This window comes from Mesorhizobium sp. Mes31 (genome assembly GCF_024519675.1).
Lineage (GTDB): Bacteria > Pseudomonadota > Alphaproteobacteria > Rhizobiales > Rhizobiaceae > Mesorhizobium.
This window is the reverse complement of the sequence record NZ_JALJRL010000003.1, coordinates 468,417-482,579: the sequence shown is the minus strand read 5'-3', so window position 1 is coordinate 482,579 and position 14,163 is coordinate 468,417. Positions and strand designations below refer to the sequence as shown.

Genomic DNA, 14,163 nt, shown 5'->3' with positions numbered 1-14,163 from the left:
TGGGAGGAAAAAAGCCATGCCGGTCAATCTCGACGAGCTGAAGAACGCCACCAACCTGCGCGGACGTGGAACGCGCAGTGGCAGCACCTTCTTGGCACCCGTCGACGGCAAGGCGCATGTCTCGGGCGAGCGCAGCGTGCCGCTGCTCGACAAGACGATTCCCGCGCTGTTTTCCGACACCGCCAGCAAATACGCCACGCAGGATGCCGCCGTTTTCGTCGGCCAGGACAAGCGCTTCACCTGGGGCGAGCTGTCGGACACCGTGGACGCGCTGGCAGCCGGCTTCCTGGCGCTTGGCCTCGGAAAGGGCGATCGCGTCGGCATCTGGTCGCCCAATCGCTGGGAATGGCTGGTGACGCAGTTCGCCACCGCCCGCATCGGCCTGATCCTGGTCAACATCAACCCTGCCTACCGGCTGACCGAGCTCGAATATGCGCTGAACAAGGTCGGCTGCAAGGCGCTCGTCACCGCAGCCAAATTCAAGACCTCCGACTATCTCGGCATGATCGAGACGCTGGCGCCGGAGATCGCCACCGCCACGCCCGGCAAGCTCAAGGCGCAAAAACTGCCGGCGCTCAGGATCGTCATCCGCATGGGCGAGGACAGCTCGCCCGGCATGTTCAATTTCGCCGATGTGCTGGCCATGGCCGGACGCGACGAGCATGACAGCCTCGACCGCATTTCCGAGGGGCTGAAACCCGGCGACGCCATCAACATCCAGTTCACGTCGGGCACCACGGGGGCACCCAAGGGCGCGACGCTGACCCACCACAACATCGTCAACAACGGCAATTTCGTCACCTCGGCGATCAGGCTCACCGTCGACGACCGGCTCTGCATTCCGGTGCCGCTCTATCACTGCTTCGGCATGTCGATGGGCACGATGGGTTGCGTGTCGAAAGGCGCGACCATGGTTTTCCCGGGCGAGGGGTTCGACCCCGGCGCTACGCTGAATGCGGTAGCCGCGGAGCACTGCACCGGGCTCTATGGCGTGCCGACCATGTTTGTCGCCCTGCTCGATCATCCGGATTTCGCGACCTTTGATCTCTCCAGCCTGCGCACCGGCATCATGGCCGGCTCGCCGTGCCCGATCGAGGTGATGAAGAAGGTGATTTCGCTGATGCACATGCAGGAGGTGACCATTGCCTACGGCATGACAGAGACCAGCCCGGTCTCGTTCCAGAGCAGCGTCGACGACCCGCTGGAGAAACGCGTCTCGACCGTCGGGCGGATCCACCCCCATGTCGAGGTCAAGGCCGTCGATCCCGATGGCGCCACCGTCGCCGTCGGCGCGCCGGGCGAACTGTGCACGCGCGGCTATTCAGTGATGAAGGGCTATTGGGACGACGACGACAAGACCCGCGAGGCGATCGACGCCGACGGCTGGATGCACACCGGTGACCTCGCCACCATCGACGCCGAGGGCTATTGCAACATCGTCGGCCGGGTCAAGGACATGGTCATCCGCGGCGGCGAAAACGTCTATCCGCGCGAGGTCGAGGAGTTCCTCTATCGCCATCCCAAGATCAAGGAAGTGCAGGTGTTCGGTATTCCCGACGACAAGTACGGCGAGGAGCTTTGCGCCTGGATCGTGCTCAAGCCCGGCCAGATCACCACCGAGCAGGAGATCAAGGCCTTCTGCGCCGGCCAGATCGCCCACTACAAGGTTCCGCGCTACATCCGCTTCCGCACCGAATTGCCGATGACGGTGACCGGCAAGCCGCAGAAGTTCTTGATGCGCAATGCGATGGTCGAGGAGTTGGGATTGGTGACGCAGAAGACGGCGTGAGCAGAGTTGCGCGTCCCTGACTGCGCACATGGCGGCCGTGGTGCTTTTCGGAATTCTCGCTAAAATACAACTGAGCATTCATGGTCGAAGATTTAATGAAAGGTCATACACTGTAACGAACGTTATATCGAAAAGTGCGTCGTGTTTTAAATATATCGGAGATGAAGAATGTTGGATGAAATAAAAACCGCGTATAAAAATGGCCGCCTGATGCTTTTACTCGGAGCGGGTGCTTCGGTTGGGTCGCGCGATTCCGACAACGTTGAAATGCCTATGGGCGATGGACTCGCTAGAGAGCTGTCAGCACTCATGAATTGGACCTATACTGGCGAATCTCTCAGTACGGTGTATTCGGCAATAAACTCGATCGACTCTGCTCGCCTGCACTCATTCCTGCGAGCGCGTCTTAGCAACACAAAGCCGTCGCCGGCCCTTCTGACGATTGCGTCCTTTCCTTGGTCTCGCATCTTTACGCTAAACATAGACGACTGCACGGAGGCGGCGTTCCGTAAATCTGGGATGCAAAACCTCGAAATTTTCTCAAGGAATTCGCCGCTCGAAGAAATTGATCCGATATTTAAATCCATTCAATTGGTGAAACTGAACGGTTCAGCAGATAGGCCGGAAGACGGTTTTATATTCTCGCCTCAAGAATACGGAGAAGCTCCAATCGACTTCCGATTTGGTATCGCGAGCTGGGTCAAAACCATAGCAGCTACACGTTTGTATTTATTGGTAGCAAGTTAAACGAACCGCTCTTTCAACATGCTATTGCAGAGATGCGCTCGGTCGTTAAGAGAGCTCCGCTGCGCGGATACGTGATAACGCCGTCAGCAAGTGAAATCGACAAACACCATCTTAATAGCTTCAACCTCATACATGTACCCGGAAAGATCGAAGATTTCGCGGAGTGGCTCGTCCGTGAAATGCCTAAGCCCCCAACTGGCTGGGATCTCGCGACTGCTCGACGTCCAGAGTTGAGAAACATCAACCGAACACTTACCGACAAGCAAAAGCGTGCCTTAAATAGCATCACACTTGTAAGCGCAGATACTCTGCCACGTACTAGTTCTGACAATACGCTAGGAGCAATTCGAGAGTTCTATAAGGGATATAAGCCGCGCTGGGCCGACGTTCTTGATGGGGTCCCGGCGAAACTGGCTTTTATCCAGGAGTTCTCCCGACTTGTAGATACGGGGTACGAAAGCAAAAAGTGCATAGCCCTTATCGGCCCTGCGGGGTCCGGAAAAACCACAGCACTTATGATGGCTGCGCTGCACGTGAGTCAAGCGTCAAGTATGCCGGTTTATTTTCTCAGGGAATCAGTGAGCGAGCTCAAGGAGGTCGTGGTGGCCTTGGAGCAAATTAACACATCCGGCTTCTATCTATTCATCGACAAAATAGAGTCGATGCATAACGAGATAGCTGAGCTCCTTGGGGGAACTCAAACTAAAAACATCTGCGTCGTATTTTCTGAAAGACTGAATATTTGGAATAGGCGCGTAAAGGCTACATTGGAGTCAGTATTATCCGGGGTTTTTAAAGTGGAGAAAATCCGTAAGTCCGATGTTGGCGGAATATTGAAAAAGCTGGAAGAATTTGGCCCCTGGACTCGTTTTCAACCTATGAATCCGGAGCAGCGAGTTTCCGAGATTTTCAGCAAAGCCGATCGACAATTGCTGATCGGCTTGATGGAAGCGACTACTGGATTTGGATTTACTCGTATAATCGAGAACGATTTCAAAAAAATAGGAGATGAGAAACATAAAAAATTTCTTGTCATTGTTGGTCTGGCAAGTATTCATAGATCGACATTAAGTGCAAATATAGTTGGGTCGTCTCTTTCGAATCTTGGGATCGCCGAAGATATCAATGTTATGTCCCGCGAAACAGAAGGAATCGTAGTGACGAACTCTGGAAAGTACTCTGCCAGACATCCAGTCTATGTTCGTGAGTTGTTTGAAAAAATAGTACAGACGTCAATGATCAGAGATTGTCTTGTCGCTGTTCTAGAGGCGTTCTCCGATTACGAAACCCCGGTGATCAAGAATGTTGGGAAAGCAGACGGCGTTGTGTTCAAATCGATCATAAATCATCGCTTTGTCAAAGAGATGATGCGAAATGACGAAGAGAAAGTACGATCAGTTTACGAAGTATTTGAAACAAAGTTTCATATTGATGGCCTTTACTGGCTTCAGTATGGCCTCGCTCTGCGTGATTTCGGTAAAAATGGCGAAGCTTTGGAGAAATTCAAAACAGCCAGAGAAGCCTATTCCTCACCTCAAATTGAGCACGCTTACGCCCAACAACTGATGATTATTGCTTCTATGTCTTCGAGTTGGGACGCGGCCGAACCGCTGCTAAACGAATCCATCGAGACGCTGCGCGAGCTCAACCGAGCTGCTGATGAGACCGATACCTATCCTATCGTATCCCTCGCCGAAGGTCACATCTCGGTGCTTTTGAGGTTCTTTGGAGTTGAGGGAGCCAAAGCAATTACTCAGCAATACGCTAACGAGCTGCTTGCCGCCTACAAGAGGCATCCCGGCGCACGCCTTCAGGAAGCGGTAAACAATGTTGTAACCTTTGCTACGAATGGAGTTTGGAGGGAGTCTTATGGGCCGGGCTATCTGGACGAGCAGTGAGCCTAAGCCGACGCCGACGGCTGGATGCACACCGGTGACCTCGCCACCATCGACGCCGAGGGCTATTGCAACATCGTCGGCCGGGTCAAGGACATGGTCATCCGCGGCGGCGAAAACGTCTATCCGCGCGAGGTCGAGGAGTTCCTCTACCGCCATCCTAAAGTGAAGGAAGTGCAGGTGTTCGGCATTCCCGACCCCAAATATGGCGAAGAGCTATGCGCCTGGATCGTGCTCAAGCCCGGCCAGATCGCCACCGAACAGGAGATCAAGGCCTTCTGCGCCGGTCAGATCGCCCACTACAAGGTTCCGCGCTACATCCGCTTCCGCACCGAATTGCCGATGACGGTGACCGGCAAGCCGCAGAAGTTCTTGATGCGCAATGCGATGGTCGAGGAGTTGGGATTGGTGACGCAGAAGACGGCGTGAGGGGATAGGTTGTTCGTATTGTTCGCTTTGCGCCAAGTCCGACCTGAGCGTCGTCGCGGATATCGCCGTGACCTGACCCATTGCAGGCAGCCAGACTAATTCTGTGCAAGAGTCGACTGAAAGTCCTTGGTATTGTTGCGATTGGGATACGGCTGGTCCGGTACGGGCACGCCAAGATGCAGGCAGAGCGGCTCCCACCCGTCGCCCAGATTGTGGATCAGCAGCCGCTTCGGCGGCACTGTCGCAATGACCGCCCTTACATTGGCTTCATATACGGCCATGGCATTGGCGCGATCGTGCGGCCGGCTGTCGAAGACTTGCCTGGAGATCAAGGCAACACCCAGCGACTCCTGATCCGTGCTCTGGCTGATGCCCTGCAGGATCGTCTTCTCGAAGCTTTTCCACCAGCTTTCCGGCGATCGGTATGTCAGGATAACCCGGGCGTCCGGATAGAACTCGATCAGGTCACGCCAATAGTGCGCGGAGGGCCAGTCGATGCAGGAAGCGTAGCCCGCAAACAGCTGGTTCCAGTCTGGTGTCGCGCCCTTCGCCAGCGCACGCCAAAGCCGCTTCTGATCGTCATTGGCCATGACTTCGAACATGTGGTGACAGGGGCCGAAGCCAAGGATCGTCAGCGCCTCGCGCATCGAATCCGTTCCGGTTCGGCCAAAGCCCGTTCCGATTACCCTTATCGCCATTGTCCCCCCTGGTTCAGGTCAGAGCCGGTAGCATCAGTAGCTTGCGAGCATCGTCCTGGGCGATAAGCCAAATACCGCCGCTAGCCATCTCCTCCAGGGAAGCGAAGCGCCTGGGTGTGTGGAAGTAGATCTCGATCACGTTGCCACAAGGGTCGGCAGCTCTGGAATATTAGCTGCGAAAGATGTGCCTGTCTTGCGCATAGTTCGATCGGCTGTTCCGGGCGCACCCGGGACCCCCAAACGCGATCGCCGGTAATGTCCGCTTCTGCAAAAGCGTCGTCAGGCAGGTGGCGCCGTAGCTTGCCACCGCGGCAGATGGCCAGTTCCTCTTCGCGTCAGCAAACGGCAATTCTCGTATCCACCAAAGAAAAAGGCGCGGGTTTGGCCCGCGCCTTTCCTTGGTCAGCCTCTCGAAATTCAGTCCTTTTCGAATACACGTGCCTTGGCGACGACGCCGGCAATGGCGCCGCCGATCAACGGGGCAACGATGAACAGCCAGAGCTGGCTGATCGCTGCCCCTCCGGAAAACAGTGCCGGGCCGATCGACCGTGCCGGATTGACCGATGTGCCGGTCACCGGGATCATGGCGAAGTGAATGCCGGCCAGCGTCAGGCCGATGACCAGTCCGGCAAACGCCGTCGAGTGCTTTTCGGCGGTCACGCCGAGGATCACCGTGACGAAGGTGAAGGTGCCGATCAGCTCCCACAGGAATGCCGAACTCATGCCCCATTTCGTCACGTCCCAACCGTTGGCACCGAAGTTGGTGATGGGTTCGCCGGCCTTGCCGGAGACGATGATCCACAGCGCCAGCGAAGCGAGGATGGCGCCGATGACCTGCGCGATCCAGTAGGGGATGACGTCCTTGGCCGGCAGCCGCCCGGCAAGGAAGATACCGAGCGTCACCGCCGGGTTGAGATGTGCGCCCGAGATGGGGCCGATCGCATAGGCCGCCGCGATCAGGCCGATGCCGAATGCCAGACCGATGCCTTCCTGACCGAGCGGCAGCGCGCCGCCGAAGCCACCCGTCACCACCGACGCCGTGCCGATGAACACCAACAGAAATGTGCCCAGAACTTCCGCCAGATAAGTCTTCATTGCCCTCTCCTCGTATCGATCCGCTGGCCTGCTTTTTCGCGCCGCGAATCATGCGGGCAAGAGTATTCCCAACGGAAAAACTTGGAAAGCAGAGCGGTTGCGCCACAAGCGGTGCTTGCAGTCGCCAGTTGCGAACATTAGAGAACTGTCATCTGTTGATCGATCTGCTGTTACCGGCCACGGATATTTACTGGTCGCGTCGATTCGCTGGCCTCGGTCAGGATTGCCGTCGTGGGACGGAAGCGGGGTTCAATCCAGGCGCGAAAGGCTCTAAGAGCAGGCCGAGAGATATGTGCTCGATTTGATGGAATGACGGATGCGACTGGGCGGACGGCTGGCTGCGGCGATTGAAGTGCTGGAGGACATTGGCCGGCGCCACCGGCCGGTGGCGGATGCGCTGAAGGACTGGGGCCTGTCGCATCGCTTCGCCGGCGGCGGTGATCGCGCGGCGATCGGCAACATCGTCTATGATGCATTGCGTCACAAGCGTTCCGCCGGCTGGCTGCTGGGCGAGGACACGCCGCGCGCCATCGGCTTCGGCGCGCTGTTGCTCGAATGGGGCCAGACGGCGCAGTCCCTGAACGATGCGCTTGACGGCGACAAGTTCGCGCCGCCGCTTCTGACCGCGGCCGAACTCCAGGCAATCGCCGGGCACCGGCTTGCCGATGCGCCGGACGCGGTGCGGGCGGATGTTCCCGACTGGTGCGCCCCGCTTTTCGAGCAAGCCTTCGGCGCCAGCTGGGTCGACGAGGGCGCGGCGCTGGCCACACGCCCGCCGCTCGACCTCAGGGTCAACACCTTGCAGGCCAATCGCGACAAGGTGCTGGCGGAACTGTCGGGAACCGGCGCGAAACCCGCCGCCATCGCGCCGCACGGAATCCGCATTCCGCCGATCGATGGTGACGGCAGGCACCCGAACGTGCAGGCCGAGCCGGCTTTCCAGAAAGGCTGGTTCGAGGTCCAGGACGAAGGCTCGCAGGTGGCGGCCGCCCTTGCCGGCGCCGAGGCCGGCATGCAGGTGCTCGATTTCTGTGCCGGCGCCGGCGGCAAGACGCTGGCGTTGTCGGCGGCGATGGACAATCGCGGCCAGATCTTTGCCCACGATGCCGAAAAGGCGCGGCTGGCGCCGATCTTCGACCGCATCCGCCGCTCGGAAAACCGCAATGTGCAGGTGGTCACCAAGCCTTCGGAACTCGCGCCGCTCTCCAACCATATGGACATCGTTCTCGTCGACGCGCCCTGCACCGGCAGTGGCACCTGGCGGCGCCGTCCCGACGCCAAATGGCGGCTGACGCAAAGGCAGCTCGACGCCCGCAAGGGCGAACAGTCGGCCATCCTCGATGCGGCCAAAGCCTATGTCAAACCCGGCGGTCTGCTGGTCTACATCACCTGCTCGGTGTTCGACGAGGAGAATGGCGGCCAGATCGCGGCGTTCCGGGATCGCAACAGCGGCTTCGTGCCGGACGATCATCGCCAGCTCTGGAACAGCCGTTTTCCAGGCCGTGACGCGGCTGTGCGCATCGTCGCCGCAGGCGGTATCTCGCTGTCGCCGGCGTTGAGCGGCACGGACGGGTTTTACTTCTGCGCCATGCGCCGGACGAACTGACGCTGCCGTTGACAGGTGGCGATAACGCCCCAGTTTGCAGATGCACGCTTCATGCCGCCATCGGGGGAAATCCTTGCAAAGATACCTGACGCTTCTGCTCTTCCTCATCCTGGTGCTGGGTGGAGGCCTGCTGATCGGCTACGCAACGCTGCCGGGCGCCTGGTATGCATCGCTGGCCAAGCCGCCCTTCAATCCGCCCAACTGGATCTTTGGGCCTGCCTGGACGCTGCTCTATGTGCTGATCGCCGTGGCCGGCTGGCGGACATGGCTGCGGGAACCGACAGGATCCGCGATGAAGGTCTGGGGCGTCCAGCTGGTATTGAATTTTTTGTGGTCGCCGACCTTCTTCGGCGCCAGGCTGATTGGTCCTGCCCTGGTCCTCATCGTGCTTCTTCTCGCCAGCATTGTGCTGTTCATTGCCAGGGTCTGGAACCGCGACCGGCTTTCCGGCTGGCTGTTCGCGCCATATGCGGCATGGGTGGCATTCGCCACTTTGCTCAACGCATCGCTTCTCTGGTTGAACTAGCACGCCTCCCGCGACCGTTTTGTTGCAGTGCAGCAAAAGCATTTGCCTGCCGCCCATGCCTCTGCAATAAGCTTATCGGCATAAAGGAAGGCAACGGCCATGGCAGCAAAGATCGTACCCGCCCCGGACTATGAAGACCGCGTCAGGACATCCTTCGCGCGCCAGAAGGCAATGGCGACGATCGGCGCCGAGCTGACCCTGGTGACGCCCGGCATCATCGAGATCGAGATGCCTTATTCGGCGGCACTGACCCAGCAGCACGGTTTCCTGCACGCCGGCGTCATCTCGACGGCGCTGGACTCTGCCTGCGGCTATGCCGCGTTCTCGCTGATGCCGGAAAGCTCCGGCGTGCTGACCATCGAGTTCAAGGTCAATCTCCTGGCGCCGGGCAGGGGCGAGCGCTTCCTGTTTCGCGGCTCGGTGACGAAGCCCGGTCGTACCATCATCGTTGCCGATGGCCAGGCCTATGCCTTCGCCGCCGATGGCGAGGCGAAGCTGATCGCCACCATGACCGGCACGATGATGACCGTGGTCGGACGCGATGGCATCGAAGGGTGAGAGCCCGGTTCGCCGAAGGCGAATTGAAAGGTCCGGTGGACCTTTCAAAGGGCTCGAACCGGGGAGCTGCCGCAGGCAGCGGGCTCCCGGTTGGGTCGGAATGCAACGAGCCCAGCGGAGCGCCAGCAGGAGCAGATCACCGTGACCGGCAAGCTGACTAGTCTATCGGGCAAGGACATCCTCTTCGTCATGGCGGCGCAGGCTGAATACGGCCCGCACCTCAAGCGGCTGTTCACGCCACTGATGACGGGCGTCGGGCCGGTCGAGGCCGGCGTCAGATTGGGCGCCGAACTCTCCTGGCTGAAATCGCAGAAGACCCTGCCGGACCTCGTCGTATCGCTCGGCTCAGCCGGCAGCCGGACGCTGGAGCAGACGGAAATCTACCAGGCCATCTCGGTCGGCTATCGCGACATCGACGCCTCGCCGCTCGGTTTCGAGAAGGGCGCGACACCCTTCCTCGACCTGCCGGTGACGGTGCCGCTGCCGTTACGCATTCCAGGCATAAGGGAGGCCACGCTGTCGACCGGAGGCGCGATCATCACTGGCGCCGCCTATGACGCAATCGCGGCTGACATGGTCGACATGGAGACTTTCGCCTGCTTGCGCGCCTGCCAGCGGTTCGACATCCCGCTGATCGGACTGCGCGGCATTTCCGATGGTGCCGCCGACCTGCGTCATGTCAACGACTGGACCGAATATCTGCACGTCATCGACGAGAGGCTGGCCGGGGCGGTCGGGCTGCTGGAACAGGCGATCGGCGAGGGCCTGCTGGGCGCCTGACCGCGAATCGGATCAAGCGGCCAGGCGCGCGGGATCGCCGAAATCGATGCGCGAAATGCGCCCGCGCACGGCGCCGTTCGCATCGATATAGTCGATTGCTCCCGGCGAATGATCGAGTTTCCACGAACCGGTGGGGCCGTCCTTCCACTCGACCTTGTAGCCGTCGTCGAGCAGCGTCCAAAGTCCATGGAAAAGGGTACCATCCGGCAGCAGCATATGCGCCCGGTTCTCGTTTTCGTAGTGGATGAAGGCATCCTTGCCGCCCATGTCGATGACATGCGTGGTGCCGATCATGATAACGGCGAGCGTATTCTTGTCGAGAATTGTCATGGTCTCTGTCCGTGTGCTTGAGTTGGAAAGGCCTCGACGGGTCGAAGATCGTCAAGTATCTTGACTATATGGAGTCTGGATAAAATGGTCAAGGAGCTTGACGAAAAAACCGAAGCACTGCCGGATCACATCGGCTGGCGGCTATGGCAGGCAAGCCGTGCCTGGCAGACCGAATTCGCCGCCGCGATGCGTGCCGCCGGTCACGGCTGGTTCACCGAAGCGCGCGCCGGACTGCTTGGACATATCGAAAGGAGCGGCATGCGCCAGTCGGCGTTGATCGAACGCTCGGCAATCTCCAAGCAGGCGATCCAGCAACTGCTCGACGGCCTCGAGGCGGAAGGCATCGTCGAGCGCCTGCCCGATCCGCAAGATGGCCGCGGCAAGCTGGTGCGCTATACGCGCAAGGGGCTGGACGCCTTGCGCGACGGCGACCGGGTCAAGATGGAGATTGAACGGCGCTATGTCGATCGCATTGGCGAGGCGCGCTTCACGGCGCTGATGGGCGCTTTGCGGGCGCTTGCGGCCGGAAAGGTTGCGGCAATGGATGAAGACGCTGGCGTTGCGGGTGAGGTCGTGGAATCGAAGTGACAGCAAGGCCTCGCAACCCATTGCGCCGACTCATTTCTTTCTCTAAACGCTCGCCATGAAAACAGCCAATCATCCCGACACCGTCCTGATTGTCGATTTCGGCAGCCAGTTTACCCAGCTCATCGCTCGCCGCATCCGCGAGGCGGGTGTGTTTTCCGAGATCGTGCCGTTCCAGTCGGCCGAAGCGGCGTTCAAACGCATCAATCCCAAGGCCGTCATCCTGTCGGGCGGTCCCGCCTCGACGTCGGATATCGGCAGCCCGCGCGCGCCGCAGATCGTTTTCGACGCAGGCGTGCCGGTGCTCGGCATCTGCTATGGCCAGATGGCCATGTGCGTGCAGATGGGTGGTGTCGCCGAAAGCTCGGACCATCGCGAGTTCGGCCGCGCCTTCGTCGAGATCGAGAAGGACAGTCCGCTGTTCGAGGGCCTGTGGGCGACCGGCCAGCGCCACCAGGTGTGGATGAGCCACGGCGATCGCGTCATCTCCCTGCCCAAGGGATTCGAAGTGTTCGGCAAGTCGGAAGGCTCGCCCTTCGCCATCTTCGGCAATATCGAGCGCAAGATGTACGGCATCATGTTCCACCCCGAGGTGGTGCACACGCCGGATGGTGCCCGGCTGCTGCGCAACTTCGTCCACAACATCGCTGGCATCGAGGGCGACTGGACGATGCGCGCCTACCGCGAGCACGCGGTCGAGGCGATCCGCAAGCAGGTCGGCAAGGGCAAGGTCATCTGCGCGCTGTCTGGTGGGGTGGACTCGTCGGTCGCCGCGCTTCTGATCCATGAAGCGGTGGGCGACCAACTCACCTGCATCCTCGTCGACCACGGGCTGATGCGCAAGGACGAGGCCGCGGGTGTGGTGGCGATGTTCCGCCAGCACTACAATCTGCCGCTGATCCTGGTCGATGCCTCCGACAAATTCATCTCGGCGCTGGAAGGCGAGGCCGACCCGGAGAAGAAGCGCAAGACCATCGGCCGGCTGTTCATCGAGGTGTTCGAGGAAGAGGCGAAGAAACTCGGCGGCGCGGACTTCCTGGCGCAAGGGACGCTCTATCCCGACGTCATCGAAAGCGTCTCCTTCACCGGTGGTCCGTCGGTCACGATCAAGTCGCACCATAATGTCGGGGGCCTGCCGGCGCGCATGAACATGCAGCTTGTCGAGCCGCTGCGCGAACTGTTCAAGGACGAGGTGAGGGCGCTCGGCAAGGAACTCGGACTGCCCGAAAGCTTCATCGGCCGCCATCCGTTCCCCGGTCCCGGTCTCGCCATCCGCTGCCCGGGCGGCATCACCCGCGAAAAGCTGGAGATCCTGCGCGAGGCCGACGCCATCTATCTCGACGAAATTCGCAAGGCCGGTCTCTACGACGCCATCTGGCAGGCCTTCGCCGTGCTGCTGCCGGTGCAGACCGTCGGCGTCATGGGCGACGGCCGCACCTACGAATTCGTCTGCGCGCTACGCGCCGTCACCTCGGTCGACGGCATGACGGCGGATTTCTACCACTACGACATGGCCTTCCTGGGCGCGGCTGCCACCCGCATCATCAACGAAGTGCGCGGCATCAACCGCGTCGTCTACGACGTCACCTCGAAGCCGCCCGGCACCATCGAGTGGGAGTAGGGGCACGGCGACAATAACGTAGCTGAGGAGCGAGTCTGGCAGCCCCAATTAGCTCCCCAGTGCCTTCAGCCAATCTTCGAAGGACACTGCTTTCTCGCCTTCGGCAAACGATGCCGGATACGCGGGATAGCGGCCGGATTCGGCATTGCGTGCCTCCCTCGGGCTGTAGCCGAATTCCTTGCTGAAGGCCCGACTGAAGTTGGCCGACGAACTGAACCCGACAGCTTCGGCAATGTCGACGATACGCCGGATATCCACATGGTCGCTCAGCGCAACGTGCGCCGCCAGTAGCCGCCGCCGTTGGATGTAATGCACGACGCCGCCGCTGGGCTCGAACAGCTGGTAAAGACGTGACCGGGAGACGCCGAGCGCTCGGCATATCTTCTCCGGTCCCAGATCAGGCCCGTCGAGATGGCTCTGGATGTACCGGCGTGCGCGTTCCATAAGCGCGACACCCGTCAACTGCTCAAAAGCGGCTTTGTGGTCCCCCGGCGATCCAAGGCCGGCAACGATCATGTCGCGGGTCGCCTGGACGACCTGGGGCAAATCTTCGGCGCTCAAGCTGCGCAGCCGTGCTTCAACGGCATTCATATAGTCCGCCAGGAGCGTAGCGAAATTGCCGGACAGAACCGAATTGTTCCTCGCATCGAATGGCGCCAACACGTCGGTAAAGAGATCGCGCGGCAAATAGAGGCAGAGGCATTCGGAATCCGTGGTCCGTCCGCGAAACGGATAGCCCAGGGATCTGAGTTCGACAGCGCCGGGCTGGCTTTCGACAACGCGACCGTCAACCTCCGTCCACGACAAGCCTCTGCGCCGCAAGACGATGCACCAATGGTCGATGGAACTCGATCGAAGCTTGGCGGCCGATCGCACGTAGCTGTGGGCCGGCGTGTCCTGTTGGACGATGATCATGCGGCCGAGATTCCAGGCTACGTGCTGGGCAAGGAAGCCGTCCCTGAGTGACTTGTCGTCCGGCAGTCGAGCATCGAGCAACGGCGCCATGTACAGTTGCCAGGCAGGAAACTGATCCTCCAGCGCCAACAAACGGGTCGAAAAAACCAAAGGCTCAAGTATTGGCAGACGGAGTGGCGCCGCTTTATCGCGAGGATCGGTGTCGCGCGGCCAACGCCTCCGCTCGCGACCTGATTGCTGTGCCAGCTTTCCCGGCGCTTCCTCTTGCTTTCCCATGCGTGGCGCCTACCCGAATCGGTATGCCCCAGCCCGCTTCAACTATGTGGTGTGCCGCGCCCTATGGCAAGCGGTGCGGTCGGACAGGCTGGAAGCACAGGCGGGCAGGCCTGCAAAAATCTGAAGCGCAAATCAAAAAATGTATCCCAAGATAACTTTATGAACCCGACGATAACGACAGCCTTCATCAGCGCTAATATAACGGGGCTATGAAGAGAAGGGCGCGTACTTCAGAAAAAGATTGATACGCCAAAGTCAAAAGACACTTCTCGAAAACATAGAGCCAAATCAGGCGAGCATATTCTTTGGAAAC

The 14,163-nt window shown here is 59.8% G+C and carries 13 protein-coding genes and 1 pseudogene; 10 read left to right on the top strand and 4 right to left on the bottom strand.

Features of this window, described 5'->3' with window-relative positions:
- Positions 1–16: 16 nt before the first annotated feature.
- From NR193_RS07550 to NR193_RS07535, 4 genes and pseudogenes are all read left to right on the top strand, one after another.
- Positions 17–1,789, top strand: a complete 1,773-nt coding sequence (locus tag NR193_RS07550; protein WP_256750236.1) for an AMP-binding protein — start codon at positions 17–19, stop codon at positions 1,787–1,789.
- A 168-nt stretch (positions 1,790–1,957) separates the two neighbouring features.
- Positions 1,958–2,536, top strand: a complete 579-nt coding sequence (locus NR193_RS07545; RefSeq protein ID WP_256750235.1) for an SIR2 family protein — start codon at positions 1,958–1,960, stop codon at positions 2,534–2,536.
- A gap of 32 nt (positions 2,537–2,568) precedes the next feature.
- Positions 2,569–4,434 (top strand): hypothetical protein, encoded by a 1,866-nt coding sequence (locus NR193_RS07540; protein ID WP_256750234.1) that lies wholly within the window; start codon positions 2,569–2,571, stop codon positions 4,432–4,434.
- A 9-nt stretch (positions 4,435–4,443) separates the two neighbouring features.
- Positions 4,444–4,860 (top strand): annotated as a pseudogene (locus tag NR193_RS07535) (AMP-binding protein); the annotation flags it as partial.
- A 95-nt stretch (positions 4,861–4,955) separates the two neighbouring features.
- Here the strand turns inward: NR193_RS07535 and NR193_RS07530 are convergent.
- Positions 4,956–5,558, bottom strand: coding sequence for a sulfotransferase family protein (locus tag NR193_RS07530; RefSeq protein ID WP_256750233.1), 603 nt, complete (start codon positions 5,556–5,558; stop codon positions 4,956–4,958).
- 417 nt (positions 5,559–5,975) lie between these two features.
- A complete protein-coding gene (locus NR193_RS07525) occupies positions 5,976–6,653 on the bottom strand; it encodes an MIP family channel protein (protein ID WP_256750232.1) in 678 nt (225 codons plus the stop codon).
- A 316-nt stretch (positions 6,654–6,969) separates the two neighbouring features.
- Here NR193_RS07525 and NR193_RS07520 point away from each other — a divergent pair, with 316 nt between their 5' ends.
- The 4 genes from NR193_RS07520 (at position 6,970) to NR193_RS07505 (ending at position 10,123) form a co-directional block, all read left to right on the top strand.
- Positions 6,970–8,259 carry an RsmB/NOP family class I SAM-dependent RNA methyltransferase gene (locus NR193_RS07520; RefSeq protein ID WP_256750231.1) on the top strand — a complete coding sequence of 430 codons (1,290 nt, stop codon included), beginning with the start codon at positions 6,970–6,972 and terminating at the stop codon, positions 8,257–8,259.
- 73 nt (positions 8,260–8,332) lie between these two features.
- Positions 8,333–8,785, top strand: a complete 453-nt coding sequence (locus NR193_RS07515; RefSeq protein WP_256750230.1) for a TspO/MBR family protein — start codon at positions 8,333–8,335, stop codon at positions 8,783–8,785.
- A gap of 99 nt (positions 8,786–8,884) precedes the next feature.
- Complete coding sequence (locus NR193_RS07510; RefSeq protein WP_256750229.1) at positions 8,885–9,343, top strand: PaaI family thioesterase; 459 nt, start codon at positions 8,885–8,887, stop codon at positions 9,341–9,343.
- Positions 9,344–9,484: 141 nt separating this feature from the next.
- The gene (locus NR193_RS07505; protein ID WP_256750228.1) at positions 9,485–10,123 is read left to right on the top strand and encodes a 5'-methylthioadenosine/S-adenosylhomocysteine nucleosidase; all 639 of its coding nucleotides are present in this window, start codon (positions 9,485–9,487) and stop codon (positions 10,121–10,123) included.
- A 12-nt stretch (positions 10,124–10,135) separates the two neighbouring features.
- Here the strand turns inward: NR193_RS07505 and NR193_RS07500 are convergent, their stop codons facing one another.
- Entirely contained in the window at positions 10,136–10,453 is a 318-nt protein-coding gene (locus NR193_RS07500; protein WP_256750227.1) for a hypothetical protein, read from the bottom strand.
- Positions 10,454–10,537: 84 nt separating this feature from the next.
- Between NR193_RS07500 and NR193_RS07495 the strand changes: the two genes are divergently transcribed.
- On the top strand, positions 10,538–11,041 hold the full coding sequence (locus tag NR193_RS07495; protein ID WP_256750226.1) for a MarR family winged helix-turn-helix transcriptional regulator: 504 nt from the start codon (positions 10,538–10,540) through the stop codon (positions 11,039–11,041).
- Positions 11,042–11,096: 55 nt separating this feature from the next.
- Positions 11,097–12,659: a glutamine-hydrolyzing GMP synthase gene (gene guaA, locus NR193_RS07490; RefSeq protein WP_091583892.1), complete on the top strand. Its 1,563-nt coding sequence runs from the start codon at positions 11,097–11,099 to the stop codon at positions 12,657–12,659.
- Positions 12,660–12,707: 48 nt separating this feature from the next.
- On the opposite strand, the gene NR193_RS07485 is transcribed toward guaA, so the two are convergent.
- On the bottom strand, positions 12,708–13,850 hold the full coding sequence (locus NR193_RS07485; protein WP_256750225.1) for a helix-turn-helix domain-containing protein: 1,143 nt from the start codon (positions 13,848–13,850) through the stop codon (positions 12,708–12,710).
- Positions 13,851–14,163: the final 313 nt, after the last annotated feature.